At 65.8% G+C, this 26,202-nt stretch carries 19 protein-coding genes and 1 tRNA gene; 12 read left to right on the top strand and 8 right to left on the bottom strand.

Features of this window, described 5'->3' with window-relative positions; translation table 11 throughout:
* The first annotated feature begins 131 nt into the window (after window positions 1-131).
* The 4 genes from dnaX to JOD97_RS16505 are packed head-to-tail and all read left to right on the top strand — an operon-like array spanning window position 132 to window position 4,814.
* Window positions 132-2,627, top strand: a complete 2,496-nt coding sequence (dnaX, locus tag JOD97_RS16520; RefSeq protein WP_209719933.1) for a DNA polymerase III subunit gamma/tau — start codon at window positions 132-134, stop codon at window positions 2,625-2,627.
* A gap of 37 nt (window positions 2,628-2,664) precedes the next feature.
* The gene (locus JOD97_RS16515; protein WP_209719930.1) at window positions 2,665-2,991 is read left to right on the top strand and encodes a YbaB/EbfC family nucleoid-associated protein; all 327 of its coding nucleotides are present in this window, start codon (window positions 2,665-2,667) and stop codon (window positions 2,989-2,991) included.
* A gap of 18 nt (window positions 2,992-3,009) precedes the next feature.
* On the top strand, window positions 3,010-3,600 hold the full coding sequence (gene recR / locus JOD97_RS16510; RefSeq protein ID WP_209719927.1) for a recombination mediator RecR: 591 nt from the start codon (window positions 3,010-3,012) through the stop codon (window positions 3,598-3,600).
* The gene (locus JOD97_RS16505; RefSeq protein ID WP_209719924.1) at window positions 3,597-4,814 is read left to right on the top strand and encodes a CaiB/BaiF CoA-transferase family protein; all 1,218 of its coding nucleotides are present in this window, start codon (window positions 3,597-3,599) and stop codon (window positions 4,812-4,814) included. Before recR ends, JOD97_RS16505 begins: the two co-directional genes overlap by 4 nt.
* A 100-nt stretch (window positions 4,815-4,914) precedes the next feature.
* Here the strand turns inward: JOD97_RS16505 and JOD97_RS16500 are convergent, their stop codons facing one another.
* Window positions 4,915-7,068 carry a bifunctional diguanylate cyclase/phosphodiesterase gene (locus tag JOD97_RS16500; protein ID WP_209719922.1) on the bottom strand — a complete coding sequence of 718 codons (2,154 nt, stop codon included), beginning with the start codon at window positions 7,066-7,068 and terminating at the stop codon, window positions 4,915-4,917.
* A gap of 1 nt (window position 7,069) precedes the next feature.
* Window positions 7,070-10,057: a response regulator gene (locus tag JOD97_RS16495; RefSeq protein ID WP_209719919.1), complete on the bottom strand. Its 2,988-nt coding sequence runs from the start codon at window positions 10,055-10,057 to the stop codon at window positions 7,070-7,072.
* A 179-nt stretch (window positions 10,058-10,236) separates the two neighbouring features.
* Here JOD97_RS16495 and JOD97_RS16490 point away from each other — a divergent pair, with 179 nt between their 5' ends.
* A complete protein-coding gene (locus JOD97_RS16490; RefSeq protein ID WP_209719915.1) occupies window positions 10,237-11,442 on the top strand; it encodes a glycosyltransferase in 1,206 nt (401 codons plus the stop codon).
* A gap of 86 nt (window positions 11,443-11,528) precedes the next feature.
* Here the strand turns inward: JOD97_RS16490 and JOD97_RS16485 are convergent, their stop codons facing one another.
* The 6 genes from JOD97_RS16485 to JOD97_RS16460 form a co-directional block, all read right to left on the bottom strand.
* On the bottom strand, window positions 11,529-12,482 hold the full coding sequence (locus JOD97_RS16485) for a PEP-CTERM sorting domain-containing protein (protein WP_209719912.1): 954 nt from the start codon (window positions 12,480-12,482) through the stop codon (window positions 11,529-11,531).
* Window positions 12,483-12,705: 223 nt separating this feature from the next.
* Window positions 12,706-13,626 carry a PEP-CTERM sorting domain-containing protein gene (locus JOD97_RS16480; protein WP_209719909.1) on the bottom strand — a complete coding sequence of 307 codons (921 nt, stop codon included), beginning with the start codon at window positions 13,624-13,626 and terminating at the stop codon, window positions 12,706-12,708.
* A 173-nt stretch (window positions 13,627-13,799) separates the two neighbouring features.
* Window positions 13,800-14,486 (bottom strand): DapH/DapD/GlmU-related protein, encoded by a 687-nt coding sequence (locus tag JOD97_RS16475; RefSeq protein ID WP_209719906.1) that lies wholly within the window; start codon window positions 14,484-14,486, stop codon window positions 13,800-13,802.
* Entirely contained in the window at window positions 14,486-15,592 is a 1,107-nt protein-coding gene (locus JOD97_RS16470; RefSeq protein ID WP_209719903.1) for a nitroreductase family protein, read from the bottom strand. Before JOD97_RS16470 ends, JOD97_RS16475 begins: the two co-directional genes overlap by 1 nt.
* Before the next feature lie 248 nt (window positions 15,593-15,840).
* Window positions 15,841-16,041, bottom strand: a complete 201-nt coding sequence (locus tag JOD97_RS16465) for a YbdD/YjiX family protein (protein ID WP_209720512.1) — start codon at window positions 16,039-16,041, stop codon at window positions 15,841-15,843.
* Window positions 16,041-18,122: a carbon starvation CstA family protein gene (locus JOD97_RS16460; RefSeq protein ID WP_209719899.1), complete on the bottom strand. Its 2,082-nt coding sequence runs from the start codon at window positions 18,120-18,122 to the stop codon at window positions 16,041-16,043. Before JOD97_RS16460 ends, JOD97_RS16465 begins: the two co-directional genes overlap by 1 nt.
* A 211-nt stretch (window positions 18,123-18,333) precedes the next feature.
* Here JOD97_RS16460 and JOD97_RS16455 point away from each other — a divergent pair, with 211 nt between their 5' ends.
* The 7 genes from JOD97_RS16455 (at window position 18,334) to JOD97_RS16425 (ending at window position 26,056) form a co-directional block, all read left to right on the top strand.
* Window positions 18,334-19,695, top strand: coding sequence for a cache domain-containing protein (locus JOD97_RS16455; protein ID WP_209719896.1), 1,362 nt, complete (start codon window positions 18,334-18,336; stop codon window positions 19,693-19,695).
* 55 nt (window positions 19,696-19,750) lie between these two features.
* Entirely contained in the window at window positions 19,751-20,365 is a 615-nt protein-coding gene (locus tag JOD97_RS16450) for a response regulator transcription factor (protein ID WP_209719893.1), read from the top strand.
* Window positions 20,366-20,618: 253 nt separating this feature from the next.
* Window positions 20,619-21,785 carry an EAL and HDOD domain-containing protein gene (locus JOD97_RS16445; protein ID WP_209719890.1) on the top strand — a complete coding sequence of 389 codons (1,167 nt, stop codon included), beginning with the start codon at window positions 20,619-20,621 and terminating at the stop codon, window positions 21,783-21,785.
* A 3-nt stretch (window positions 21,786-21,788) separates the two neighbouring features.
* Window positions 21,789-23,873, top strand: a complete 2,085-nt coding sequence (locus tag JOD97_RS16440) for a bifunctional diguanylate cyclase/phosphodiesterase (RefSeq protein WP_209719888.1) — start codon at window positions 21,789-21,791, stop codon at window positions 23,871-23,873.
* A 229-nt stretch (window positions 23,874-24,102) separates the two neighbouring features.
* Window positions 24,103-24,192: transfer RNA gene (locus tag JOD97_RS16435), tRNA-Ser, on the top strand.
* 345 nt (window positions 24,193-24,537) lie between these two features.
* Window positions 24,538-25,281 (top strand): DUF2971 domain-containing protein, encoded by a 744-nt coding sequence (locus tag JOD97_RS16430; RefSeq protein WP_209719886.1) that lies wholly within the window; start codon window positions 24,538-24,540, stop codon window positions 25,279-25,281.
* Window positions 25,282-25,480: 199 nt separating this feature from the next.
* The gene (locus tag JOD97_RS16425) at window positions 25,481-26,056 is read left to right on the top strand and encodes a hypothetical protein (RefSeq protein ID WP_209719883.1); all 576 of its coding nucleotides are present in this window, start codon (window positions 25,481-25,483) and stop codon (window positions 26,054-26,056) included.
* Window positions 26,057-26,202: the final 146 nt, after the last annotated feature.

Here is a 26,202-nt window from a genome sequence, read left to right as displayed (position 1 = left end):
CTTATTAAAACAAAAACAAATTGTAGGGCAGAATTGTTGCCGTACCTATTATCGCGCCGAGTTGTTACAATTGCCGCTTTGGCGCGCCCGACGCAGCCCCTTCGCTCCCGCTATCTACGGTAAAATCCAGCATGTCCTATCAAGTCCTCGCCCGTAAATACCGCCCCAAGAACTTCGAAACGCTCGTCGGCCAGGAGCACGTCGTGCGCGCGCTCACGCACGCGCTGCACAGCGGCCGCCTGCACCACGCCTACCTGTTCACCGGTACGCGCGGCGTCGGCAAGACGACCTTGTCGCGCATCCTGGCCAAGTCGCTCAATTGCGTCGGTCCGGACGGCAACGGCGGCATCACGCCCACTCCTTGCGGCGTGTGCGAGGCGTGCACGGCGATCGATGCCGGCCGGTTTGTCGATTACATCGAGATGGACGCGGCGTCGAACCGGGGCGTGGACGAGATGGCGCAGCTGCTGGAGCAGGCGGTGTATGCGCCGAGCAATGCGCGCTTCAAGGTCTATATGATCGACGAGGTGCACATGCTGACCAACCACGCCTTCAACTCGATGCTGAAGACGCTGGAGGAGCCGCCCGAGCACGTCAAATTCATCCTGGCGACCACCGATCCGCAAAAGATTCCGGTCACGGTGCTGTCGCGCTGCCTGCAATTTAACCTGAAGCAGATGCCGCCGGGCCACATCATCGGCCACCTGGAAAATATCCTGGGGCAGGAGGGCATCACCTTCGAGCAGCCGGCCTTGCGCCTGCTGGCCGCTGGCGCCCACGGCTCGATGCGCGACGCGCTGTCGCTGACCGACCAGGCGATCGCTTACGCGGCCGGCGAGGTGACGCTCGACGCGGTGCAGGGCATGCTCGGCGCGCTGGACCAGTCCTATCTGATCCGCCTGCTCGACGCGCTGGCCGCGCAGGACGGCGCCGACCTGCTGGCGGTGGCCGACGAAATGGCCACGCGCAGCCTGTCGTACAACGGCGCCCTGCAGGATCTGGGTACCTTGCTGCACCGCATCGCGCTGGCGCAGACGGTGCCGGCCGCCTTGCCGGAGGATTTGCCGGAGCACGCCGATATCGTGCGTCTGGCCGCCGCGTTCGACGCGGAGGAAGTGCAACTGTATTATCAGATCGCCGTGCACGGACGCAATGAATTGGGTTTGGCGCCGGATGAATACGCCGGCTTCTCGATGACCTTGCTGCGCATGCTGGCCTTTCGGCCCGGCGTAGGCGGGGCCGAGGGACAACCGGCGGGTGCGCCGGCGGTGTCGCGTCCGGCGGCGGTGGCTGCCGCCCGCGCCGCCGCCGCGCCGCCCGCGCGCGCCGCGTCGCATGTGCAGGCCAACCACGCCAGCATGACGCCGCCGGCGGTGGTCGCAGGCGCCGCCGCCGCGATGGCCCGTGGCGAGCTGCAGCCGCCGCCGGCCCCGGTCGCCGCGCCCGCTCCGGCCCCTGCGCCGGCGCCTGCCGCGACCATGGCGCCACCGGCGGCCATGCCCGCTCCGGCACCCGCCCCGGCGGCTCCGGCGCCGGCCGCCGCGCCGTCCGGACCGATCAGCCCCGCCCGCGCCGCGATCAACGCCGCGCTGGAAGCGGCCCGCGCGGCCTCCAAGCCCGGCGCCCGTGGCTATGGCGGCAACGCGCCGCCAGCCCCGGCTGCCGGTGCCGCCTCCGAGCCTGCCGCGACGCCCCAGATGATGACTCCGGCCGCGCCGCCGCAGCCGCAAGCGCCGAGCGCGTCTTACACGCCGCCGGCGCCGTCCGCTGGCGCGCCCGCGCAGGCCGCCGCGCCGTCGCGTCCGGCACCGTGGGAAGACATGCCGCCTGGCGCGACCATGGGCGGCGACGCCCAGGCCGCCGTGCTGGAAGCGCCGGTGCGCCAGGTCGCGCAGCCGGTGCAACAGGCGCCGGCGCCGGTGCAACAAGCGGCGCCGCAATACGCCGCGCCCGCCGCGCGGCCCGCCCCACAGCAAGCCGACGACGAGGACGACCTGCCGCCGTGGGTCACCGAATTTTCCGACGACAGCGCGATAGCGCAATCGGCCCCGGCGGCCGCGCAGGGCCAGCCGCAGGCGCCGTCAGCGTCGTCATATGGCCAGCCGGCCGCGTCGCCGGCGCCCGCCGCCGGCGAGGTGCCGGCGTTCGTGGCGCCGGCCCGCGCCGCGCCGGCGCCCGCCAAGGCGCCGTACGCCTACGTCATCACGCCGGTGCCCGAGCTCGACTGGGACGGCAACTGGCCGGCGGTCGCCGCCGCGCTGCCGCTGCGCGGCGTGGCGCAGCAGTTGGCGATGCAGGCCGAGTTGATCGAATGTACTTTCGACGGCAACGCCGCCGTCTTCAAGGTGCGTGTGCCGATCGAAACCTGGCGCACGCCGGGCAACGTGGAAAAGCTGACCGTGGCGCTGGCCGAACGCTTCGGCCGCGCCGTGCGCGTCGACACCGAACTGGGCGCCGTCTGGTACACGGCCAGCGCCGAGGCGCAGGCGCACCGCGCCGCCTGCCAGCGCGCCGCCGAGGAAACGATTGCCAACGATCCCTTTGTGAACAGCATGATCCGCGAATTCGACGCCTGGGTGGTCCCGGGCTCGATCGTGCCGCCGCCGGCCGCTTCGGCGGCCCCCTGATCACATTTCTTACCTTTCAAACACGGAGAACTCCATCATGATGAAGAACCAACTGGCAGGCTTGATGAAGCAAGCGCAAGCAATGCAGGACAACATGAAGAAGGCGCAGGAAGCGCTGGCCCTGATCGAGGTCGAAGGCCAGTCCGGCGCCGGCCTGGTCAAGGTGGTGATGAGCTGCAAGAACGACGTCAAGCGCGTGTCGATCGATCCGTCGCTGCTGGCCGACGACAAGGACATGCTGGAAGACCTGGTGGCGGCCGCCTTCAACGACGCCGTGCGCAAGGCCGAGGCCACCTCCGCCGAGAAGATGGGCGGCCTGACCTCCGGTATGAACTTGCCGGCCGGCTTCAAGATGCCGTTCTAAGGAGCGGCCCCCGGCCCCATGTCCAAGTCGCTGGAATTTCTGACGGAGGCGTTGCGCCGTCTGCCCGGCGTCGGCCCCAAGTCGGCGCAACGGATGGCGTTTCATTTGCTGCAGCATGACCGCGAAGGCGCGGACATGTTGTCGCGCGCGTTGCACCAGGCCGTCAGCGCCGTGCACCACTGCGCGCTGTGCAACACCTTCACCGAGGAAGACGTCTGCGACATGTGCGCCGACGAGCAGCGCGACCGCCGCCTGCTGTGCGTGGTCGAGACGCCGGCCGACCAGTTGATGATCGAGCAGACGCTGACCTACAAGGGCTTGTACTTCGTGCTGATGGGACGGCTGTCGCCGCTCGACGGCATCGGGCCGAAGGATATTCACCTGGAAAAACTGGTGGCGCGTGCCGCCGACGGGCTGGTCACCGAGGTGGTGCTGGCGACCAATTTCACCAACGAGGGCGAGGCCACCGCACACTACATCAGCGAGTTGCTGAAGGCGCGCGGCCTGACCGTCAGCCGTCTGGCGCGCGGCGTGCCGGTCGGCGGCGAGCTCGAATACGTCGACGCCGGCACCATCGCCCGCGCGATGCTGGATCGCAGAGCGACATGACAGAGCAAAAATCTTCCGGCCCCCTGGCCGGCATCAAGGTGCTGGAGCTGGGCACGCTCATCGCCGGGCCGTTCTGCGCGCGCATGCTGGCCGAGTTCGGCGCCGAGGTGATCAAGATCGAGTCGCCCGACGGCGGCGACCCGATCCGCAAATGGCGCGTGTTGAAGGATGGCACGTCGCTGTGGTGGTCGGTGCAGGCGCGCAATAAAAAATCGCTGACGCTCAATATGAAGAGCGAGCGCGGCCGCGCCATCGCCCGCCAGCTCGCGCTCGAGGCCGACATCATCGTCGAGAACTACCGCCCCGGCGTGCTGGAAAAATGGGGCATCGGCTACGAGCAATTAAAGGCCATCAATCCGGCCACCATCATGGTGCGCCTGTCCGGCTTCGGCCAGACGGGGCCGATGAAGGATCTGCCGGGCTTTGGCGCCATCGGCGAGTCGATGGGCGGCTTGCGTTACGTCTCCGGCCACGCCGACCGGCCGCCGGTGCGGGTGGGCGTATCGATCGGCGACTCGGTCGCGGCGCTGCACGGCGTGATCGGCGCGATGATGGCGCTGCGCCACCGCGACGCCACCGGCGGCAGGCTCGAGGGCGAGGGCCAGATGGTCGACGTGGCGCTGTACGAATCGGTGTTCAACCTGATGGAATCGCTGGTGCCGGAGTACGACCATGCCGGCGTGGTGCGCGAGCGCACCGGCGGCGCGTTGCCGGGCATCGTGCCATCCAACACCTACACCACTCGCGACGGCGAGAACATCGTCATCGCCGGCAATGGCGACGCCATCTTCAAGCGGCTGATGCTGGCCATGGGCCGCATCGACCTGGCCGGCGACCCGCAGCTGGAGCGCAACGACGGCCGCGTGCTGCGCACCCAGGAGATCGACGACGCGATCCAGGCCTGGTGCGACACGCAGGACATCGACAGCGCGCTGACGGTGTTGAAGGCGGCCGACGTACCGGCCGGGAAGATTTATTCGGTGCGCGACATGATGACCGATCCGCAGTTCCTTGCGCGCGGCATGTTCGAGCAACACCAGTTCGCCGATGGCACGCCGGTCAAGCTGCCGGCGATCTCGCCCAAGCTGTCGGCCACGCCGGGCCGCACGCAATGGATAGGGCCGGCGCTGGGCGAGCACAACGATGAAGTGCTGCGCTCGCTGGGCTACAACGACGACGACATCGCCGCGATGAAGCGCGACGGCGTCCTCTGAGCGGTGGATGAAAACGTGCCGAGCCACGGAAACACGTAGGGCGGATTAGGCGGCACGCCGTAATCCGCCATGTGTGCAGGCCGGCGGCGCGTGGCGAGTACTAAACCGCCGGCGCCGCCAACGCCCACTGATTACTCAGCATCAAGCTAATCGACTCCGGCGGCGACGGGTGCCCCAGGTAATACCCCTGCACCATATCGCAGCCATACTCCTCCAGCAACACCAACTGCGCATCGGTCTCCACACCCTCGGCCACCACCGACATCTTCAACCCGTGCGCCATGGCGATGATGGCGCGCGTGATGGCAGCGTTCTCCGAATCCTGCGGCAACCCACAAATAAAGCTCTTGTCGATCTTGAGCGCCCGCACGTCGAAACGCTTGAGATAGTTCATCGACGAATACCCCGTGCCGAAGTCGTCGATCGACAGATACACACCGATGCCGCGCAACTGCTCCAGGGTGACCATGGTGGCGCGCGCATCATCCATCAGCGTGCCCTCGGTCAACTCCAGCTCCAGCAAGTCGGCCGGCAGCCCCGTGTCATCCAGCGCCGACATGACGATCTGCGTCAGGTTCTCGTCCTTGAATTGCTTGGCCGACAAATTGACGGCCACCCGCAGCGGCTGCTTGCCGGCCGCTTGCCACGCCATCGCCTGCCGGCACGCCGTGCGCAGCACCCATTCGCCGATCGGCACGATCAGGCCGGTCTCCTCGGCCAGCGGAATGAACTCGGTCGGCGAGATGACGCCGCGCTCCGGGTGGCGCCAGCGCACCAGCGCCTCGACGCCGACGATCTGCGCGCTGGCGACGTCGATCTGCGGCTGGTACAGCAGATACAGCTCGTCGTTCTGCAAGGCCTTGCGCAGGCCTACCTCGAGCTTGACGTGGCTCATGATCTGCATCGTCAGCGACGAGCTGTACAGCTTGGCGTTGTTCTTGCCGCAGTTCTTGGCGTGGTACATCGCCGTGTCGGCGTACTTGAGCAGCGAGTTGCAATCCTCGCCGTCCTCCGGATACAGCGAGATGCCGATGCTGGCCGTGACGAAGATTTCGTGGGCGTCGATCAGGAACGGCCGGCGCATCGCTTCCTTGACCCGGTGCGCGACGTTGAGCGCGTTCTCGACCCGCTCCAGGTCGGGGATCAGGATGGTGAATTCGTCGCCGCCCAGGCGCGCCAGGTTGTTGCCGCCGACCTCGGTGCGCGAGACCAGGTCGCTCGGGCGCGTGGTCTCGCGCAGCCGCTCCGACACGGCCATCAGCAAATGGTCGCCGACGTCGTGGCCCAAGGTGTCGTTGATGCGCTTGAAGGCGTCCAGGTCCATGAACAGCACGGCGAATTTCTTGTTGCCCTTGCGCGAGCGCGCCAGTTCGGCCTCCAGCGTTTCGAGGAAGGCTTGGCGGTTGGGGATGCCGGTCAGGCTGTCGCAGTAGGCCAGGCGGCGGATCTGCTCCTCCGTGCGCTTGCGCTCGCTGATGTCGCGCACCAGGCCCAGCACCTCGTCGGGACCGGTGGCCACCAGCCGCGCCTCGAAATGGCGCACCGGCGGCGGCACCGCGTGCTCGCCGTGGCGCACGCGCTGGGCCGGGCCGGCGATCGGCAATTCGTAGTCGAGCGAGCGGATGTGCTGGGTCTCGAGCACCGTGCGCACCTCCTCCAGCATGTGGGTGGCGATGTCCTCCGGCAGCACCTGGTTCAGGTGGCGGCCGACGCAATTGTCGCTCGAGAACACGCTGCTGGCCTCGTGGCCCTGCTCGTAGTCCAGGTAGAAACCGTCCTTGTTCATGCGGAAGAAGGTGTCGGGGATGGCCGCCAGCACCGCGCGGTGGTGGGCGTCGGCGATGCGCAGGCGGGTGATGGCGTCGCTGGCGCGCAGCACGTACAGCACGCGGTGGCCCAGGATCGGCCAGTTGATCGGCTTGGAGACGAAATCCGTGGCGCCGGCCTCGTAGGCCTTGGTCACCGATTCGAGCTCGTCGCCGCCGGTGACCATGATGATGGGCACGACCGCGTGGGTTTCCAGCCGGCGGATCTCGCGGCACACGGCAAAGCCGTCCATGCCGGGCATTTCCACGTCGAGCAACACCAGGTCCGGCGCCAGGTTCTGGTAGCACGCCAGCGCCTGCACGCCGTCCTCGGCCTCGATGGCGTCGAGGCCGACCTGGGCCAGCATTTCCAGCATCAGCAGGCGCATCACGGGATCGTCGTCGGCGACCAGCACCAGACCGCGCTTGGGAGAGAAGGGCGTTGCCATATCAAATTTCCTTTTCCAGGATAGCTCCCAATGCCTGCCGCACGGCCTGGAAAGATCGTTCCATATCATCGAGCAGGGCGGCGGCGCCCGCTGTGGTGTCGTTGCGGCCGAGTTGTTCCATTTCCTTGCAGCGTTGCGCCAGCGCGTCGGCGCCGACGTTGGCGCTGCTGGATTTGAGGCTGTGCGCGGCCTTGCGCATTTGCACGGTGCTGCCGCTGTCGATCGCCGACCGGATGGTGCGCAAATGCATCGGCGTGTCCTCCAGATAGGCGTGCAGCACCCGTTCGAGCAGCGCCTCGCCGTTGCCGGTGCTGAGGGCGCGGATGTTTTTCAGCGCTTGCCGGTTGATCAGCGATTCCTGCGGCGGCGCGGCGGCGGGCGGCGCCACCGCAGCGACCGCCGGCGTGGCGACGGCCAGGGCGGCGGCCGGCGCTGCGGGCCGGTCCGCCGGATCGTCGGTTGCCGGCGCGGCGTCCGGCGGCGCCGGCGCCACGCGCGGCAGCGTGATCCAGCGGCCGATGGTCTGCCCCAGCGCCTGCTGCGTGAACGGCTTGCTCAGGTAATCGTCCATGCCGGCGGCCAGGCACGATTCGCGGTCGCCCTGCAGCGCGTTGGCGGTGATGGCGATGATCGGCAGGCTGCGCGAGCGGCCGCGTTGTTGTTCGTGGCGGCGGATCTCGGTGGTGGCGGCGAAGCCGTCCATCACCGGCATCTGGCAGTCCATCAGGATCAGGTCGAAATCGCCGGCCTGCACCGAGCGCAGCGCCTCCTGGCCGTTGCAGGCGCGGCTGACGTCCAGGCCCAGGCCTTCGAGCATCGCGCTGGCCACTTCGACGTTGACCGGATTGTCCTCGGCCAACAGCACCTTGCGTCCCTTGCGCGCGCGCTGGGCCGGCAGCGCGGTGCTCGAGCTGAGCGTCGACAGCGGCGGCGCCGCCGGCGAGGCCGCGCCCGTGTGCGGCAGCTGGATCGGCCGCTCGCCGGCCGACGGCAAGGCCGGCGCGGCCCGGGCCGCCGGGGGCGGCGGCGCCTCGCGCGCCGGTTCGGCGCTGTTGGTTTGGGCGACGACGCAGTCGTACAGGTCGCACTCGCGCGGCGGCTTGATCAGTTGAAAGGCGACCCCGGCCTCGCGTTGCTGGACGCGGTCGGCGGCGTTGCGCTCCGTGCTCAATAACAACAGCCGCGTGGCCGACAGGCTGGCGTCGGCGTGGATCGCCGCCGCCAGCGCCAGTCCGCTGGTGCGCGGCAATTCCATGTCGAGCAGCGCGACGTCGTACGGCTGGCCGGCGGCCGCCGCCTGGCGCAAATGCTGCAGTGCCTGCGTGGCGGAGGCGCAGGTGCTGTGCACGCGCCAGGCCGTCAGCCGCCGTTCCAGCTCGGCGCGGCTGGTGGGGTTTTCGTCAACAAGCAAAGCGCGTATTCCCAGGTTGGTGGTGGAAAAATCGTCGACATCGACGCGTGGTTTATCGAAATTTACGGCAAACCAAAAGATCGACCCTTGAGTTAACGCATGATCGACGCCTATCGTGCCGCCCATGAGCTCCACCAGTTGTTTTGAGATCGCCAAGCCGAGGCCGGTGCCGCCGTGTTTGCGCGTGGTCGAGCCGTCCGCTTGCGAGAAGGAATCGAATATGCGCGAGCGCGCCTCGCTCGAGACGCCGATGCCGGTGTCGTGCACCTCGAAGCGCAGGCCGACGGTTTGCGTGTCCTCCCGCACCACGGCGACCTTGACGGTGATCTTGCCGCTCTCGGTGAATTTGATGGCGTTGCCCAACAGATTGAAGATGACCTGGCGCAAGCGGTTGGGGTCGCCGTGGATGGCCACCGGGATGTCGTTGGCGACCGCCAGCTCCAGCCGGATGCCCTTGGCCTGCGCCTGCGGCGCGAAAACGTTTTCTATATCGTCGAGCAAATCGCGGAAATTGAACTGGATGTATTCGACCGTCAGCTTGCCGGCCTCGATCTTGGAGAAGTCGAGGATGTCGTTGATGATCACCAGCAGGTGCTCGCCGGAACGCTTGACCATGCTGGTGTAGTGGCGCTGCTGCTCGCTCAGGCGCGTGGCCAACAATAGCTCGGTCATGCCCAGCACGCCGTTCATCGGCGTGCGGATCTCGTGGCTCATCGTGGCCAGGAAGGCGCTCTTGGCCTGGCTGGCCGCCTCGGCCGCGTTCTTGGCCTTTTCCAGCTGCTCGGTGCGCACGCCGACCTGGCGTTCGAGCTGGTCGCGGTACTGCGCCAGCGCGCCGTCGCGCGCCTCGACCTGGGCCAGCATGTCGTTGAAGCTGTCGATCAGCGCGCCGAGCTCGTCGCTGCGCTGGTGGCTGATGCGCTCGGTCGGCTGGCCGCGGCTGACCTGCTGGGCCGCCGCGATCAGCTTGGCCACCGGCTCGGCCACGCTGCCCTTGAAACGCGCCGCCATCAGCAAGGCCGTCATGAACGACAGCACCGCCGCGACCGCCGCCGCGCCCAGGTTCTTCAGGATGTCGATCCAGATGCGCGCCTGGGCGCGCTCGATCAGCACGGTGCCGGCCGGCTTGTCGCGCCCGGGCACGGCGCGGTGCAGCCGCATCGCCGGCGCCCACGGCGGACCGGTGCGTTCGCTGCGCACGTCCTGGCGCGCCGCGTCCGGGTCGGGCGGCGCCAACTGGTCCGGCGCCTCCTGTTCGGCCGGCAACTGGTCGGACCGGTAGCGCGCCAGCAGCTTGCCGTCGCCGTCGTACAGGGCCGCCTGCAGGATGTCGTCCTCGGCCCCGAGCGTCGCCAGCGTCTGCTCAGCTTGCTTGCGGTCGCCGCGCGATAGCGCGATCATGCTGTTGTTGCCGATCACGCCGGCCAGCGCCGAGAGTTGCTTACGCTCGTCGTCCGTGTGGCTGAGCACGGACGTGACGGCAAATGCGATGAAGACCAGCAGCAAGGCGCTGCCGGTGGACAGGACGGAAATGATGGTCAGTTTCTGGCTCAGGCCGGAACGTTCGAAATTGAACATCGAGGGGCGGTTCCCAACGTTGGGCGCCGATGCGTCGACGCGGGCGGTGCGTGGCGCGCGTTTCTAGCGTGCCAATAGGAAAAATATATGCATGTGGCAAGGGCGATGTTGATCTAGGTCTAAGCTGCACGTTTGCGCGTGCTCAAACGCCGTCCCATACCACACTTCAAGCTGGCGCTATGGACCGTAAAAAGATCTTGTTTGTGGCCGAGGCCGTGACGTTGGCGCACGTGGGACGCCCGCTGGCGCTGGCCGCCACGCTCGACCGCGGCCGCTACGAGGTCGACCTCGCCTGCGCGCCCGGCTATGAAATGTTCTTCGAGGGAAGCGACGTGCGCCGCTGGCAAATCGACAGCATTTCCAGCGCGCGTTTCCTGGCGGCGCTGGCCGCCGGCAAGCCGGTGTACGACGCCGCCACCTTGCGCCGCTATGTCGAGGACGACCTGCGCCTGTTGCGCGAGGCGCGGCCCCACGTCGTGATCGGCGACTTCCGGCTGTCGTTGTCGGTCAGCGCGCGCCTGGCCGGGGTGCCGTACGTGGGCCTGATCAACGCCTACTGGAGTCCCTACGTGCGGCAACGGTACCGTGTGCCGGCGATCGGCCTGTCGCGCGTGTTGCCGATCGCGCTGGCCGACCCCCTGTTCAGGCTGGCGCGGCCGCTGGCGTTCGCGCTGCACAGCGTGCCGCTCAACCAGGTGCGGCGCGCCTACGGGCTGCCGCCGCTCGGTTACGATTTGCGCCGCGTTTACACCGACGCCGACCATGTGCTGTATGCCGATATTCCCGAGATGTTCCCGGCGACCAACCTGCCTGCCAACCATTGTTATCTGGGGCCGGTGACCTGGTCGCCGCCGACGCCGTTGCCGGACTGGTGGGACGGGTTGCCGGCCGGACGGCCGATCGTGTACGTGACCCTGGGCAGTTCGGGGCAGGGCGCGCTGTTGCCGCGCGTGTTGCAGGCGCTGGCGCCGTTGCCGGTGAGCGTGATCGCGGCGACCGCCGGCCATGGCGCGACGGGGCCGGCGCCGCCCAACGCGCGCGTGGCGCCGTATCTGCCCGGCATCGAGGCGGCGCGCCGCTCCAGCCTGGTCGTGTGCAACGGCGGCAGCCCGACCAGCCAGCAGGCGCTGGGCGCGTGCGTGCCGGTGCTGGGCATCGCGGGCAATCTCGACCAATACCTGAACATGGCCGGCGTGGTGGCCAGCGGCGCCGGCGCGTTGCTGCGCTCGGACCGCTTGAGCGAGGAGGAACTGCGCCGCGCCGCCATCGACCTGCTCGAGCAACCGGGCGCGCGGGCGTCGGCGCGCAAGGTGGCCGAGCAGTTCGTCCGTTACGACGCCGGCGCCCGGCTGGCCAGCCTGCTGCTGAAACTGTTGCCGCTGTGACCTGGCGGCTGGAGCCCGGCGAAAAAACGCGGACGAAAAAAAACGGGCCACGGCGCTGGCGCCGGGGCCCGTCGCGGGGCGGCGGATCAGGATTTGTCGACGACCAGAACCTTGCGGCGGCTGCCCATCGCCAAGCCGGCGATGCCCAGGCCCATGATGGCCAGCGTGCCCGGCTCCGGCACCGCGACCGCCGCAAAGCTCTGTGACGAATCGACCTTCAGGAACGGCACCGTGGTGGGCGTGGCGCCGTCCCACATCATCGTCGGCTGGAAGAACGAGGGGACGTTGGTGGTGCCGGTCACCTTGTCCTGGAAGATCGAGCCGGTGACGATGTCCAGGTAGGCCGGGTCGACGTAATCGATCATGAAGCGCGAATCGAACGAGCCGGTGCCGACCGTGCCGCTGGCCGTGAAGCTGGCGTCGTTGAACACCAGGTGGCCCGACATGATGATGATGCCGTCGCCGTCGGTGTCGCCGGGCGAGGTGCCGCAACCGGTCGAGGTCGAACCGGTGCCGTAGCAGCGCACGGTGTCGCCGCCGTTGCCCGGCACCGCGCGGCTGCTGCCGACGCCGTCGGTGATGCGGTCGAAGTAGATGGCGATGTTCTGCACGCCCGCGTGCAGCGGATCGACGTCCATCGCGGCCGCTTGCGACGCCGGCAGCGTGAAGTGGGCGGTGGTCGGCGTCTGGGCGTCGACCAGTTCCTGGAAGCGCACCACCTTGCTGATCTCGAACGTGGTGTTGAGGCCGCCCGGCGTGACGATGGCCGGCGTGTTGCTGTTGGACATGGTGCCGATGACCATCTGCGACCGCAACTCGGTCAGGTAGGGCGCGTCGCCGCCGGGGCCGACGGTGATGCCGGGGATGAAGCCGGTCGCCAGGCCGGTGTCGGTGACGTTGGTCCACAGGTCGGCGTAGGTGGTGTAGTTGGCGGTGCCGGTGATGTCGAGGCCGACGGTGGGGCCGGCGCTGGCGCTCAGCGGCGCGGTCAAGGCGGCGGCGATGGTCATGGCGGTCAGCGTAGGCTTGAAGAATTTCATGATGGCTCCTGGAGTGTGATGGAACCCGGAAATCGGGATCTTATGGGCAATAGAGCAAGACCCTTGCCAAGCAACGTGAACCGAAAGAAATCAAACACTTGCGCGGGGGCGACACTTAATTCTTGCAATCATTGTAAAAAAATCCGTCAACAAAAAAAACGGACCGCGGCAAGCGCCGGGTCCGTCGCAAAACGCCGGAGGTGACACCGCCGGGGCCAAGGGATCAGGCCGGCGGATTGGCCTTGCGGCGCTTGCTCAGCGCCAGCCCGGCCAGGCCCAGCCCGATGATCGCCACGGTGCCCGGTTCCGGCACGGCCGCGGCGAACGATTGCGAGGAATCCACCTTGAGGAACGGCACCGTGGTGGGCGTGGCGCCGTCCCACATCGACGTCGGCGTGAAGAACGAAGGCACGTTGGTGGTGCCGGTGAACTTGTCCTGGATCACCGAGCCGGTGACCAGGTCGAGATAGGCGGGGTCGACATAATCGATCATGAAGCGGGTGTCGAACGAGCCGGTGCCGACCGAACCGGTGCTGTTGAAGCTGGCGACGTTGAACACCAGGTGGCCCGACAGGATCATGACGCCGTCGCCGTCCAGGTCGGCGCCGCCGCCGCAGCCGTTGGCCAGCCCGCCGGTGATGCCGGCGCCATAGCAGCGCACGGTACCCGAGCCGTTGCCTGGCACGGCGGCGCTGGCTCCGCTGGGCGTGAGGCGGTCGAAGTACACGGCGAAGTTTTGCACGCCGGCGCGGGTCGGATCGACGTCCATCGCCGCCGACTGCGACGCCGGCAGCCCGAAGGTGGCGGTGGTGCTGGTCTGCGACGTGACCAGCTCCTGGAAGCGCACGATCTTGGTCAGCTCGAAGCTGCTGTTGAGGCCGGCTGGCGTGACCAGGGCGCCGGTGTTGCTGTTGCTCATGGTGCCGATTTTGGTCTGCGTGTGCAGCTCGGTCACGTAGGGCGCGGTGGCGCCGTTGACGAAGCCGGTGACCACGGCGGTGTCGGTGACGTTGGTCCACAGGTCGGCGTAGGTGGTGTAGCTGCCGGTGCCGGTGGGATCGAGGCCGACCACGGGGCCGGCGACCGCGGCCAATGGTGCCGCCAGCGCGGCGGCGAGGATGGTGGCGGGTTTGTAATAGTTCATAGCTGTTCCCCAAGAAATAGAAGACCCTGGAAGTCAAGGTCGCTCCACCTCTTCAGCAAAACCCCTGCCAGCATCGACGAAGCCTGTGGATTCAAGGGCTTGCGCCGCGCCGCGTGTTGCCTAAAAAAACGGGCGTAAAAAATCCCGTCAACCGCGCCGGCGTCCGGTCCCGCTCAAGCCGATCCGACGCGGGCCGCCGGCGCCGATTTGATCTTGCGCGCGGGAACCCCGCCCCAGGTTTCGCCGGCGCCGATCAGCGTGTCCTTGGTGACCACGGCGCCGGCCGAGACGATGGCGTGGTCGCCGATGCGCGCGCCGGCCATCACCACCGCCGTCGCGCCGATGGTGACGCCGTCGCCGATGACGACCGCTTTGAACTCGAGCTTGGCGCCTTCGATCACGTGCGCGAAGATCGCCGCGTCGTGGCCGATAATGGTGTTGGCGCCGATGCGCGTCAGCGGCGGATCGAGCAGGGCGCCGGCGCTGTAGGTGTTGGCGCCCAGCCGCGCGCCCAGCGCCAGGTAGACCAGCCGCATGATCGGCACCGGAATGAAGTGCGTGCGGATCAGCGAGTTGAACAGCAGCAGGTAGAACAGGAAGTTGACGTTGGCCACCAGCTCGTGGCGCGAATTTTCCGCCACCTCGCCCTCGCGCAGCGGCATGGCCCACAGGAAGCAGCGGTACACCAGCAAGGCCGACAGACAGCTCAGCAGCGCGGCCGCCAGCAGCAGCGCCACGCCGCGGAAGTCGCCCAGCGGCAAGCCGCCCAGCAGCAGCGCGGTGGCGCCCACGCCCAGCGCCAGGATCAGCGCCAGCAGGCCCAGGAAGACGGCGATCTGCGCCGGCTTGATGGCGCGCATCAGCGGCTCCGGGCGTCGGCCGCGCCCACCAGCAGCGCGCTCAGCGGCTTGCGCGTCGAGCGCGCGGCGGCCGGCTCGCCGGCGCCGATGCGGCCCATGAAAACGGCCGACTCCCACGCCTGCTTGCCCACCAGCAGCTCGCCCTGGCGCGCCAGCCCGGCCGCGCGCGCCTGCATGCCGGGCTTGCCGGAAAACACCCGGCCCTCGCGCACGTAGCGCGAAAAAATCAGCGGCGTCAGTTCCGGCTGCAGTTGCAGGCCCTGCGCCGTGGCCGTCAGCCAGAAGCGCTGCATGGCGCGGCCGGCGGCCACGTAGTCGTCGGTGCGGCGCGGGGCTTGCGCGGCCGTCAGCACGAAGTGGGCGGCGCAGGCCAGGCCAGGGATCAGGTCCATCTGCAGGCGCGGCGCCACCGTTCCGGCCAGCCAAGTGTTGAAAAATTCCACGCGGCGCCAGTCGCGCATGATCCACCGCATCAGCCTGGTGGTCACCGCGTCCACGCCCAGCGCCTGGTCGGGGATGCGGTCCTCGCTGTAGCGCGCGTCCCATTCGATGACGGCGCGATGCACCTGGTGCGCCTCCGGCATCGTCAGCCGCAGCTTGGCGTTGCGGTACATCAGCCGCGCCGCCGCCAGCCGCGCGCCGCCCTCGATCCAGGTCACGCCGAAGCCCGGCGGCAGGCTGGCCGTCAGCGCCGCCTTCTCGACCGGCGTCAGCGGACGCCGGCTCAGCGGACGGCGCTGCACGCTGCGCGGCAGGATGAAGTCGGCCAGCGGATCGGCGCCGGGCAGCGCCGCCGGCGCGAAGTCGACCACGAACGTGGGGCGCGCCTCGGGCGCCTCGGGCCGGCGCGCCACCTGCATTTCCAGCCCGAAACTGCTGGCGGCGATGGCCATCGTCTCGAGCAGCGCGCCGAGCGAGAGCTGGCTGGGGTGGCCGTCGAGGTCGTAGACGCAGTGGTCGCGCGTGTCGTGGCCGTGCACGATCAGGCGGCGCGCGTCGAGGATCTCGAAGCGCCATGGCTGGGTATTGTCGCCGCTGGGCGCCCAGCGCGCCAGTTCGAGGATCTGTTCCAGCGTGGCGTCCAGATGCTGTTCCATCTTGCTCATGATGGAACTCCGGCGCGGCCGGGGCCGCGCGCGCGTCCGTGACGGTGGGAATATGTCGGTGCCATGTGCCTCCCGGAAACTGCCGCCGGCGCGGCTGAGGGAAGTTGGACAAGTTGGGCGATAAAAAGTTCCGGAGCAAATATAAACAGGCAAAAAAAAGCCGGTTCGCATGGAACCGGCCTTGGCCTTGGCCTTGAACGGGGCGGGAGGGGACGCTAACAACGCCCTAACAACGCCCTAGCAACGCGCTAGCAACAGCCGCCGCGCTTGCCGGCGCCGCCGTAGCGCGCCTCTTGGCGTTCGCGGAAGAATTCCTCGTACGTCATCATCGGCTCGTCGGGATGGGTGGCCTCCCGGTGGCTGACGTAGGTGTCGTAGTCCGGCAGGCCCATCATCAGGCGCATGCTCTGCCCCAGATAACGGCCGGCCTTGGCGATGTCGCCCAGCATCATTGCACCTTGGGCGCGAGCACCATCGGGCTTTCCATCGCGGTCGGCCTGGCGCTGGCGCGCGCCTGCATCACGGTGCGGATGCCGAACACCAGCACGCTGAGCACGACGATGACGAAGAAGCCGGCCAGCGACGCGTCCAGGTAATCGTTGAACACGATCTGGTGCATCTGCGCCACCGACTTGGCCGGCGCCAGCAGCTTGCCCTCGTCGAGCGCGCCCTGGTACTTGGCCGCGTGCGCCAGGAAGCCGACCTTCGGGTTGGCGTCGAAAATCTTCTGCCAGCCGGCCGTCAGCGTGCACAGCAGCAGCCAGATGGTCGGCACCACGGTGACCCAGGCGTATTGGCCGCGCTTCATCTTGAACAGCACGCAGGTGCCCAGCATCAGCGCGATCGCCGCCAGCATCTGGTTGGCGATGCCGAACAGCGGCCACAAGGTGTTGATGCCGCCCAGCGGATCGACCACGCCCTGGTACAGGAAGTAGCCCCAGGCCGCCACGCACAGCGCGGTGGCGGTCAGGTTGGCGAACACGTTTTCGGTCTGCTTCATGGCCGGCGCGAACGCGCCCAGCAAGTCCTGCAGCATGAAGCGGCCGGCGCGGGTGCCGGCGTCGACGGCGGTGAGGATGAACAGCGCCTCGAACAGGATGGCGAAGTGGTACCAGAACGCCATCATGGCCTGGCCGCCGATCACGTTCGACAGGATGTGGGCCATGCCGACGGCCAGCGTGGGGGCGCCGCCGGCGCGCGAGATGATGCTGTGCTCGCCGACATCCTTGGCGGTCTGGACCAGCATCTCTGGCGTGACGTAGAAGCCCCACTGCGAGATCGCCTGCGCGGCCGACTCGGCCGTGGTGCCGATCAGCGCGGCCGGGGAGTTCATGGCGAAGTAAATGCCCGGCTCGATGGTCGAGGCGGCCACGAGCGCCATGATGGCGACGAACGATTCCATCAGCATGGCGCCGTAGCCGATGAAGCGGGCGTGGCTTTCGTTTTCGATCATCTTGGGCGTGGTGCCCGACGAGATCAGCGCGTGGAAGCCGGACACGGCGCCGCAGGCGATGGTGATGAACAGGAACGGGAACATCGAGCCCGACCAGACCGGGCCGGTGCCGTCAATGAATTTGGTGATGGCCGGCATTTTCAGGTAGGGCGCGACGAACAGGATGCCCAGCGCCAGGCCGACGATGGTGCCGATCTTGAGGAAGGTCGACAGGTAGTCGCGCGGCGCCAGCAGCAGCCACACCGGCAGCACCGAGGCGACGAAGCCGTAGCCGATCAGCATCCAGGTCAGCTCGGTGCCGGTGAAGTTGAACATCGGCGCCAGCGCCGGATTTTCCTGCACGTACTGGCCGCCGAAGATGGCCGCCATCAGCAGCACGAAGCCGATGACCGACACCTCGCCGATGCGCCCGACCCGGATGTAGCGCGAATAGACGCCCATGAACAGCGCGATCGGGATCGTCGCCATCACGGTGAAGCTGCCCCACGGCGAGCCGGTCAAGGCTTTCACGACGATCAGCGCCAGCACCGCCAGGATGATGACCATGATCATGAAGGTGCCCAAGAGCGCGATCATGCCGGGGATCTGCCCCAGCTCCGACTTGATCAGGTCGCCCAGCGAGCGGCCGTCGCGGCGCATCGAGATGAACAGCACGATGAAGTCCTGCACGGCGCCGGCGAACACCACGCCGGCCAGGATCCACAGCATGCCGGGCAGGTAGCCCATCTGCGCGGCCAGCACCGGTCCGACCAGCGGGCCGGCGCCGGCGATGGCGGCGAAGTGGTGGCCGAACAGCACGTATTTATTGGTCGGCACGTAGTCGAGACCGTCGTTGAGCTTGGCGGCCGGCGTCATGCGCTTGTCGTCCAGCCCCAGCACCTTGTCGGCGATGTACAGGCTGTAGAAGCGGTAGGCGATCAGGTAGACGCAGACGGCGGCGATGACGATCCAGATCGCGCTGACGGACTCGCCGCGCTTCAAGGCCACCACGCCGAGCGCGGCGGCGCCGCCCAAGGCCAGCGCCGCCCAGCCGAGCTTGCTCGCCAGGGTCTGGGGGGTAGTAGGTAGTGCTTTCATGCTTCCTCCAAGGTAAGTCGTGCACTTCATGTCGTGCTGCCTGTTTGGCCTTGTTAATCCGGCATCTTGGCAGCTTATGGCGAGTATTCACGAAGCTGATAATCGCCGCAAGCGCAGCACTACGCAGCGCGCATGGGTAGTACTACGTACGCCGGGGCGCGCGCGGCAGCGTAAAATCGCGGGGATCGTATTATCGGATGGGCGGTATTTCATGAAGTTGCGGCAAAAAGTCATATTCCTGGCCATCACGCCGCTGATCCTGGCGCTATGCGCGATCGCGCTGGCGGTGCGCCACCAGTCGGTGTTGCTTGCACAGCAGCAACGCGAGACCATCCAGCAGGCGTATCTGAGCAGCAAGGAGGCCGAGCTCAAGCATTACGTCGCGCTGGCCTCGCACTCGATCTCGCACCTGTACAATTCCGGCCGCAGCGACCCGGCCACCTTGGCCGAGGCCAAGCGCATCCTGGGCTCGCTGAGCTACGGCGACGACGGCTATTTCTTCTTGTACGATATGCAGGGCAACACCCTGATGCATCCGCGCCAGCCGGAGCTGGTGGGCCAGAACCTGTTCGAGCTGCGCGACGCGCTGGGGCGGCCGACCATCCAGAACCTGCTGCAGCGCGCCCGCGCCGGGGGCGGGCTGGAGCGCTACATGTGGATCAAGCCGTCGACCCGCAAGCCGGTCGCCAAGCTCGGCTACGTGATCGCCATGCCGCAATGGGGCTGGATGATGGGCACCGGCATCTATCTGGACGACGTCGACCGCGCGCTGGCCAAGATCGACATCCAGCAATCGGGCAACATCCACAACACCATGCTGTGGATCGCCGCCATCGCCATCGCCGCCTCGGTGACGGTGGCCAGCTCCGGGCTGGCGCTCAACATCAGCGAGTTCCGCGTCGCCGACGCCAAGCTCAAGGTGCTGGCGCAGCGGGTGGTCGAGTCGCAGGAGGAGGAGCGGGCGCGGCTTTCGCGCGACTTGCATGACGGCATCAGCCAGTGGCTGGTGTCGATCAAGCTGCAGATCGAGGCGGGGCTGATCCGGCTGGCGTCGGAGCAGCCCGGGCAGCGCGAGGCCGCGCCCGCCGTGTTCGAGCACGCGGCCGGGCAGCTGAGCAACGTGATGGGCGAGGTGCGGCGCATCTCGCACAACCTGCGCCCGGCCATCCTCGACGACCTGGGCCTGGCCGCCGCGCTGCACCACCTGGGGCAGGAATACACGCTCAGCAGCGGCACGCCGGTGCGCTTCGAGGCCAGCGGCGTCACCGACGGCCTGGCCGACGTCGCCAACACGGTGCTGTTCCGCATCGCCCAGGAGGCGCTGACCAACATCGAGCGCCACGCCGGCGCCAGCGCCATCGAGATCGCGCTGACCGGCGACGGCCGCGGCGTCGGCCTGCGCATCAGCGACGACGGCGGCGGCTTCGACGCCGAGGGCATCGCGCTGCATCCCAAGCACGGCATCGGCCTGCGCAATATGATGGAGCGCATGGACGCCATCGGCGGGCGCTTCGAGATCGTCTCCTCGGCCGACGGCACCGTGCTGAGCGCGTACGCCGCCAACAACGGCTGAAACCGGCTACCATGAACCACCGCAGCATCTATTTAGTATTGGGAACAAGCGCGCCATGACTACCATCAAAATCCTGCTGGTCGACGACCACCCCCTGGTGCGCGACGGCCTGCGCGCGCGGCTCGAGGCGATGCCGCAGTTCGAGGTCGTGGCCGAGGCCGGCGGCGCGGCCGAGGCGCTCGAGCAGGCCGGCCGCTGCGCCGTCGACCTGGTGCTGATGGACATCAACATGCGCGGCACCAACGGCATCGAGGCCACCGCCCAGTTCAAGCAGGCGTTCCCCCGCATCGCCGTGCTGATCCTGTCGATGCACGACAAGCTCGAATACGTGTCGCAGGCGATCCAGGCCGGCGCGCGCGGCTACGTGCTCAAGGACGCTCCGGGCAAGGACATCGTTGTTGCCATCGAGACCGTCATGTCCGGCGGCATCTACTACAGCGCCGCGCTGGCGCGCCAGCTGGCCCAGCCGCAGAACCAGGACAACCAGCTGACCTCGCGCGAGCACGAGGTGCTGCGCCACATCGCCAACGGCGAATCGAACAAGCAGATCGCCCGCGCGCTGGACCTGAGCGTGCGCACGGTGGAAACCCACCGGCTCAACATCAAGCGCAAGCTGGGCATCGAAGGACAGGCCGAATTGATACGTTTCGCCGTCCAGAACGCCCAATGACATGCTGGTTTGTTCTGTTTCTTTGTTTAGATGCAACAGATTGGTGCCGCAACTCTAATACTGTTGAGCAATTTCTAATATTCCGTGTTTGCGCGGCAATATCTGATATATTCTAACTGCTTAGAAAATTGCAATTGTGTAAAAAGAAAAATGTTTCTGTGTGTAGGCGGTTGTTTTCCATACTGGTCCATTGCAAATTACTCTGCTGCCCGATGGTACAACCGCTGCGCACACCACCCTCGATGAGAAATTGATGTCCGCGCCCGATACTAGCCCGTTTCCCCTGGTGGAATTTCAAGCGGTGTCCAACGCTCGCAACGAGTGGGTGGCGCTGGCTTTCGAATTGTCCGCCGACGCGGGCGACGCCTTCCAGGCCACGCTGACCTTGTTCAGGACGCCCGACGTGTTCGCCGCGCTGGCGCCGCTCGACTGCATCATCCCGGTGCCGGACCCGGCGCAGCTGGAGCTGTCGCAGCTGTCGGGCCTGCCCCCCGGCCGCGTCGTCCTGCGGGTGCCGGCCGCGCGCTGCGCCGAGGTGCCGGTGCAAAAGAAACTCGCCACCGTCGCCGACGCCGGCTACCGCATCATGATCGAAGGCGTCGCCGCCGGCTCGGCCGCGACGATGTGCGGCGCCAAGTCACTGATGGTGGACGCCTCGGCCAGCCTGCCGCCGGTGCTGGCGCTGATCGCCCAGCCGGGACCGCACCTGGCCACCGGCATGCACAGCGAGGCTCGCATCGCCGACTGCGCGCAGGCCGGCTTCCACTGGTTCAGCGGCGACTACGCGCTGCATCCGTCGCGCGAGAGCGCCGGCGACGGCACCTCGCGCAAGCGCCTGCTGGCGCTGCTGGGCATGCTGGCGCGCGACGCCGACTCGCGCGAGCTCGAGGTGCTGCTCAAGCAGGATCCGGCGCTGTCCTACCACCTGTTAAAACTGGTCAACTCGGCCGCCTTCGCGCTCAGTTCGCCGATCCACAGCTTCGGCCAGGCGATCAACGTGCTGGGGCGGCGCCAGCTGCAGCGCTGGCTGCAACTGCTGCTGTACGCGCGCCAGCAGGAGGACGGCCTGGCCCATCCGCTGCTGCCGCTGGCGGCGGTGCGCGCGGCGCACATGGAGGCGCTGGGCAAGGTGCTCGGCTGGGACCGCGACCAGCAGGACATGGCCTTCGTCGCCGGCGTGTTCTCGCTGCTCGACGTGTTGCTGGGCATGTCGATGACGGAAATCGTCGCCGCGCTCAGCCTCGACCTCGACGTCGTCATGGCGCTGCTCGACCGCGGCGGCCCGCTGGGCGAGTTGCTCAGCCTGGTCGAGCGCCACGACCGCGGCGCGCTCGCGCGGGCCGGCATCGACGCCGACGTTTATTGGCAGGCGCAGCTGCAGGCCTACCACTGGGCCATCCAGGTCAGCAGGAACATCTGAGCCATGGCCGACCATCTCGTCCCGGACTTCCTCAGCCACAGCGCCGCCGTGTGCGAAGCCGTGCTGCGCCTGCGCGGCGGCGCCATGGCCGAGGAACTGGGGCGCATCGTGCGCAGCGTCACCAACAGCCCGCTGGGCGAATACCTGCCGGCCGACGCCGTCTCGCTGCTGGTCCCGCCGCCGGTGGAGGAAGTGCTGGCCGCCAACGACGCCGCCGTCCCCAGCCTGACGCAGGACATCTGGTTCGAGGACCGCTATTTCGGCCGCTTCGTCGTCTCCGGACGGCTCGGCTACAGCGACAGCGACCGCCGCCACCTGGCCGGCCTGGCCACCTTGGCCGGCAGCGTGCTGCAGGTGCACTCGCTGGCGCAGCGCAGCACGCACGCCTACGTGCAAGTCGAATCGCAACTGCAGCACCAGGCGCAAATCCTCGACCACATCCACGAATCGGTGGTCACGATGGACATGAACGGCTTCATCCTCAGCTGGAACAAGGGGGCCGAGCGGCTGTTCGGCTACACGGCGGTCGAAGCGGTGGGGCGCAACATCCTGTTCCTGTACGACGAGGAAGACATCGACGCGCACGACCCCTTCCTCGAGCAGGGCGGGCGGCTGATGGAAGTGCGGCGCAAAAAGAAGTCGGGCGAGGTGTTCTGGGCCAGCCTGTCGCTGTCGCCGCTGTGCGACCTCAACAAGCGATCGATGGGGCTGATCGCCTACCTGACCGACATCACCGAGCGCAAGCTGGCCGAGGAGCGCATCCACCATTTGGCGTACTACGACGCGCTGACCAACCTGCCCAACCGCACGCTGTTGACCAAGCTGGTCGACCAGGCGTTGATGGTGGCGCAGCGCGGCAAGCTGCAGGGCTGCGTGCTGTTCATCGACCTCAACCGCTTCAAGCTGATCAACGACACGCTGGGGCGCAAGGTCGGCGACGCGCTGCTGTGCGAGGTGGCGCGGCGTTTCCGCACGGTGCTGCGCGACCAGGACCTGGTGGCGCGGCTGGGCGGCGACGAATTCGCCATCGGCCTGTTCGACCTCGGCCAGCACTTCGAGGCCAGCATGGTCGCGCAAAAGCTGCTGGGCACGCTCAACAGCCCGTTCATGATCGACGGCCACGACTTGCGGGTGGGCGGCAGCATCGGCATCAGCGTCTACCCGCAGGACGGCGACGACGCCGAAACCTTGCTGCGGCTGGCCGACATCGCCATGTACCGCGCCAAGCAGGAGGGCGGCGTCAACGGCGACCACGTGGCCTTCTACAGCCAGGACATGAACCAGGGCATGCAGGAGCGCATGCGCATCGAGACCGGGCTGCGCTACGCGCTCGGCAACGGCGAGCTGCTGCTGCACTACCAGCCCAAGTTCTCCATCGACAACGGCAAGATCATCGGCGCCGAAGCGCTGGTGCGCTGGCGCCATCCGCTGCGCGGGCTGGTGCCCCCGGCCGAGTTCATCCCGCTGGCCGAGGCGACCGGGCTGGTGGTGCAGGTGGGCGAATGGGTGCTGGAGGCCGCGTGCGCGCAGGCCAAGCAATGGAAGGACGCCGGACTGCCGCCGATCCGGCTGGCGGTTAATGTGTCGGCGCGCGAGTTCACGGCCTCGCTGCCGGGGCGGGTGCTGGACACCTTGAACCGCTACGGGCTCGAGCCGTCGTGGCTGGAGCTGGAGATCACCGAGAGCACGTTGATGCACAACATCGACCGCGTGATCGGCATCATGGACCGGATCACGGCGCTGGGCGTGACGTTGTCGCTGGACGACTTCGGCACCGGGTATTCGAGCTTGTCGTATCTGAAGCGGTTCCCGATCGATACCTTGAAGATCGACCGCTCGTTCACGATCGGCATACCCAACGATGCCAACGATTGCGCGATCGCGAATACGATCATCAGCATCGCGCAGCAGCTCAAGCACAAGGTCATCGCGGAGGGGGTGGAGACGGTCGAGCAACTGGCGTTTTTGAAAAATTCCGGCTGTGACGAAGTGCAGGGGTATCTGTTCTCGCAGCCGCTGGAAGCCGAGGCCTTCGAGCTGGCGCTGCGGCAGAACTGGACGCCGGGGCAGGCGAGCAGGGCGGCTTGAGGTTTTTTAGAAGAACAACAACGACCGCGCCCGCCAAGTCGCCGGACCTGGAATCGAACGTGGAATCGAACGTGGAATCACGTAGGGCGGATTAGCGCAGCGTAATCCGCCAAGCGCCGTCCGGGGCTCGTCGCCGACCACGTCGGCCCGCCCGAATCGATCGGCGCGGATTGCAGGATTCGGCCGCTTTCCCCAAAAAGGGTTGAGTTCTGTATAATGCTGCGCCATAGGAAGCGTGGCCGAGTGGTTGAAGGCAGCAGTCTTGAAAACTGCCGACGGTGTGAGCCGTTCGTGAGTTCGAATCTCACCGCTTCCGCCAAAATTCTTAGATAAGCCCTTGATATTCAAGGGCTTTTTCATTTTCCGTGAAGACATTGTAATCTGACGACAAGGCGTTGCAATTGCGCGGGATTTGCATAGTTGCGGAACGGCGTTCCGCAACTCCATGGGTTGTACTGACTAATGCTTGACCTGACACTGACTGTCAGCTAAGTTAAAGTTCGAGAGGCGCTTACGGCCAAAACCGGACGGTCACCTGCCTACGTAGTACAACGGTAAAAGTTAACTTGTTCAAAACAATTTCATCTCAGCGAAATTGGTACTGTAAGACTTACCAGACGATTCACAGTGTTGTCCATAAAAGAATGTAGTCTAAAGGATCATTTTGAAAAATATTCCAAGCACTGTCTATAGATACAGGTCCTTTTCCGCCTCGACTGTAGAAATGTTGTGCAATGACGTATTATTCTTTGCTAATCCAGTCAATTTCAATGACCCATTCGATTGCAGTCCTTTTGTCGACGTGGATTCTGATGCCCTACGCTTGCAAACGATCCTGCAACAGTTGATCTCTACTCGCGTGCACGGTGAAACCATTGCAGCACTGAAGAGCGCAAAATTCGACGAAAACTCGGCGAACACGCATGCTCTACGAATCGCACAGCTCGATGCGGCACGCGTACTGGATTATATCCAGTACCACGCGACGAACCCCGACTATGACGATCCATTGCAGGCAGAGATCAACATGCTACGGAATAACATCGAGACCGAACTCCAGGATCGCTACGGAAAGGGAATTTGTTGCTTTTCCGAAGAACACGATAATCCACTTCTTTGGAGTCATTACGGCGACCAGCACCGGGGAGTTTGTATTGGGTATTCAATAGACAGAATTCCAATACCTGATTTAAAACCTGTAAACTATAGTGGCGACCGAAAAATTTCGACGAGCTTAATCGATGCTGCAATTATTCAAAAGCATGCCGTTGCGACCGCAAAGCTTGACGCTAAAGTATTGCTGCAGAAGGCACCGGAATGGAGTTATGAAAAAGAATGGCGGCTAATCAGCAACGTAGGCCCCCAAGACTCCCCGTTGAAGTTGACCGAAGTGACCTTTGGATTCTAATATCAAATATAAGCTCAGGCGCATATACTTCGTTGTCTCTCGGAAAAAATGATACGCATGCGGGCTCTAAAGAGAAGCTTCAGCATTATATCGTCTCTTAAATATAATTTTCTGCGGGAATTTTGTGTCAGCTTCGCTGATGCTCAGTTCTGAATGACGATGTCTGATTTGGGGCGCCAACGGCTTGTTGGGGCCGGACGTGATGTTTTCGCGCTGGCAACATGCTATGCTGGCCGGCCGGCTGAGAACGGCCAATAGCCGACCATCACAGAGACGAAACCATGCGTTTATAAATACAACTATGCAGATAAGTTCTTTCAAAAATCTCCGCTTTGGTATAACTGTGTTCTTAAGTGCCGCAGCGGGGATAAGTATCGCAATTGCAGAAGATTCGGGTTTCACTCATGCAGCTACATTATTCCAAATACTTGGATTGGTTGGCGCAATCTATTTTATTATCGTAGCCTTCGTTTTACCCTATCAGCAGCTTAAATTTTTAACGGGTGGTTTTAGTTTTACTAATAACGGTGAGCATCAGGAAGTTCAGTGGTCAGATGTGATTGAAATTCACGTATTTAAGGAAAATCGCCAACTTGAATGGATAATCTCTACGAAGCAGCATGCTTTCATTTGCATAATGGATGACGAGTATCTTTACAGACACCGATTGCGGAAAGGCGCAGCTGATCATTTGCATGGCTTCGACGAAGCAGCGCTCCAACAAGCTATTGAAAGCAGTGATGACGGTTCTTGGAAATGCTTTACGATAACCTGATTTATTGTTATACCGCATCGTTGCCGACCGTCCGCAACGGGGCGGATGCTGCCGGTCGCCAGGCGGACGTCGTGTGCCAGGTCACGTATGAGCCTGACACATGAGTTACCTGGTCGGTTTGACCAATTCACCTGCACGGCGGGAGA

The sequence above is a fragment of the Duganella sp. 1411 genome, assembly GCF_017833525.1.
In the GTDB taxonomy this organism is placed as follows: domain Bacteria; phylum Pseudomonadota; class Gammaproteobacteria; order Burkholderiales; family Burkholderiaceae_D; genus Rugamonas.
Note: the sequence above shows the minus strand (reverse complement) of the source record. Positions and strands in the feature narration are given on the sequence as shown.

Excerpts from the sequence above, each read along its gene's own strand:
- JOD97_RS16475 (WP_209719906.1), bottom strand. The coding sequence starts at position 14,486 with ATGCGCGCCATCAAGCCGGCGCAGATCGCCGTCTTCCTGGGCCTGCTG.
- JOD97_RS16505 (WP_209719924.1), top strand. The coding sequence starts at position 3,597 with ATGACAGAGCAAAAATCTTCCGGCCCCCTGGCCGGCATCAAGGTGCTG.
- JOD97_RS16455 (WP_209719896.1), top strand. The coding sequence starts at position 18,334 with ATGAAGTTGCGGCAAAAAGTCATATTCCTGGCCATCACGCCGCTGATC.
- recR (WP_209719927.1), top strand. The coding sequence starts at position 3,010 with ATGTCCAAGTCGCTGGAATTTCTGACGGAGGCGTTGCGCCGTCTGCCC.
- dnaX (WP_209719933.1), top strand. The coding sequence starts at position 132 with ATGTCCTATCAAGTCCTCGCCCGTAAATACCGCCCCAAGAACTTCGAA.
- JOD97_RS16470 (WP_209719903.1), bottom strand. The coding sequence starts at position 15,592 with ATGAGCAAGATGGAACAGCATCTGGACGCCACGCTGGAACAGATCCTC.
- JOD97_RS16485 (WP_209719912.1), bottom strand. The coding sequence starts at position 12,482 with ATGAAATTCTTCAAGCCTACGCTGACCGCCATGACCATCGCCGCCGCC.
- JOD97_RS16460 (WP_209719899.1), bottom strand. The coding sequence starts at position 18,122 with ATGAAAGCACTACCTACTACCCCCCAGACCCTGGCGAGCAAGCTCGGC.
- JOD97_RS16440 (WP_209719888.1), top strand. The coding sequence starts at position 21,789 with ATGGCCGACCATCTCGTCCCGGACTTCCTCAGCCACAGCGCCGCCGTG.
- JOD97_RS16515 (WP_209719930.1), top strand. The coding sequence starts at position 2,665 with ATGATGAAGAACCAACTGGCAGGCTTGATGAAGCAAGCGCAAGCAATG.
- JOD97_RS16500 (WP_209719922.1), bottom strand. The coding sequence starts at position 7,068 with ATGGCAACGCCCTTCTCTCCCAAGCGCGGTCTGGTGCTGGTCGCCGAC.
- JOD97_RS16465 (WP_209720512.1), bottom strand. The coding sequence starts at position 16,041 with ATGCTGGGCGACATCGCCAAGGCCGGCCGTTATCTGGGGCAGAGCATG.
- JOD97_RS16445 (WP_209719890.1), top strand. The coding sequence starts at position 20,619 with ATGTCCGCGCCCGATACTAGCCCGTTTCCCCTGGTGGAATTTCAAGCG.
- JOD97_RS16490 (WP_209719915.1), top strand. The coding sequence starts at position 10,237 with ATGGACCGTAAAAAGATCTTGTTTGTGGCCGAGGCCGTGACGTTGGCG.
- JOD97_RS16450 (WP_209719893.1), top strand. The coding sequence starts at position 19,751 with ATGACTACCATCAAAATCCTGCTGGTCGACGACCACCCCCTGGTGCGC.
- JOD97_RS16495 (WP_209719919.1), bottom strand. The coding sequence starts at position 10,057 with ATGTTCAATTTCGAACGTTCCGGCCTGAGCCAGAAACTGACCATCATT.
- JOD97_RS16480 (WP_209719909.1), bottom strand. The coding sequence starts at position 13,626 with ATGAACTATTACAAACCCGCCACCATCCTCGCCGCCGCGCTGGCGGCA.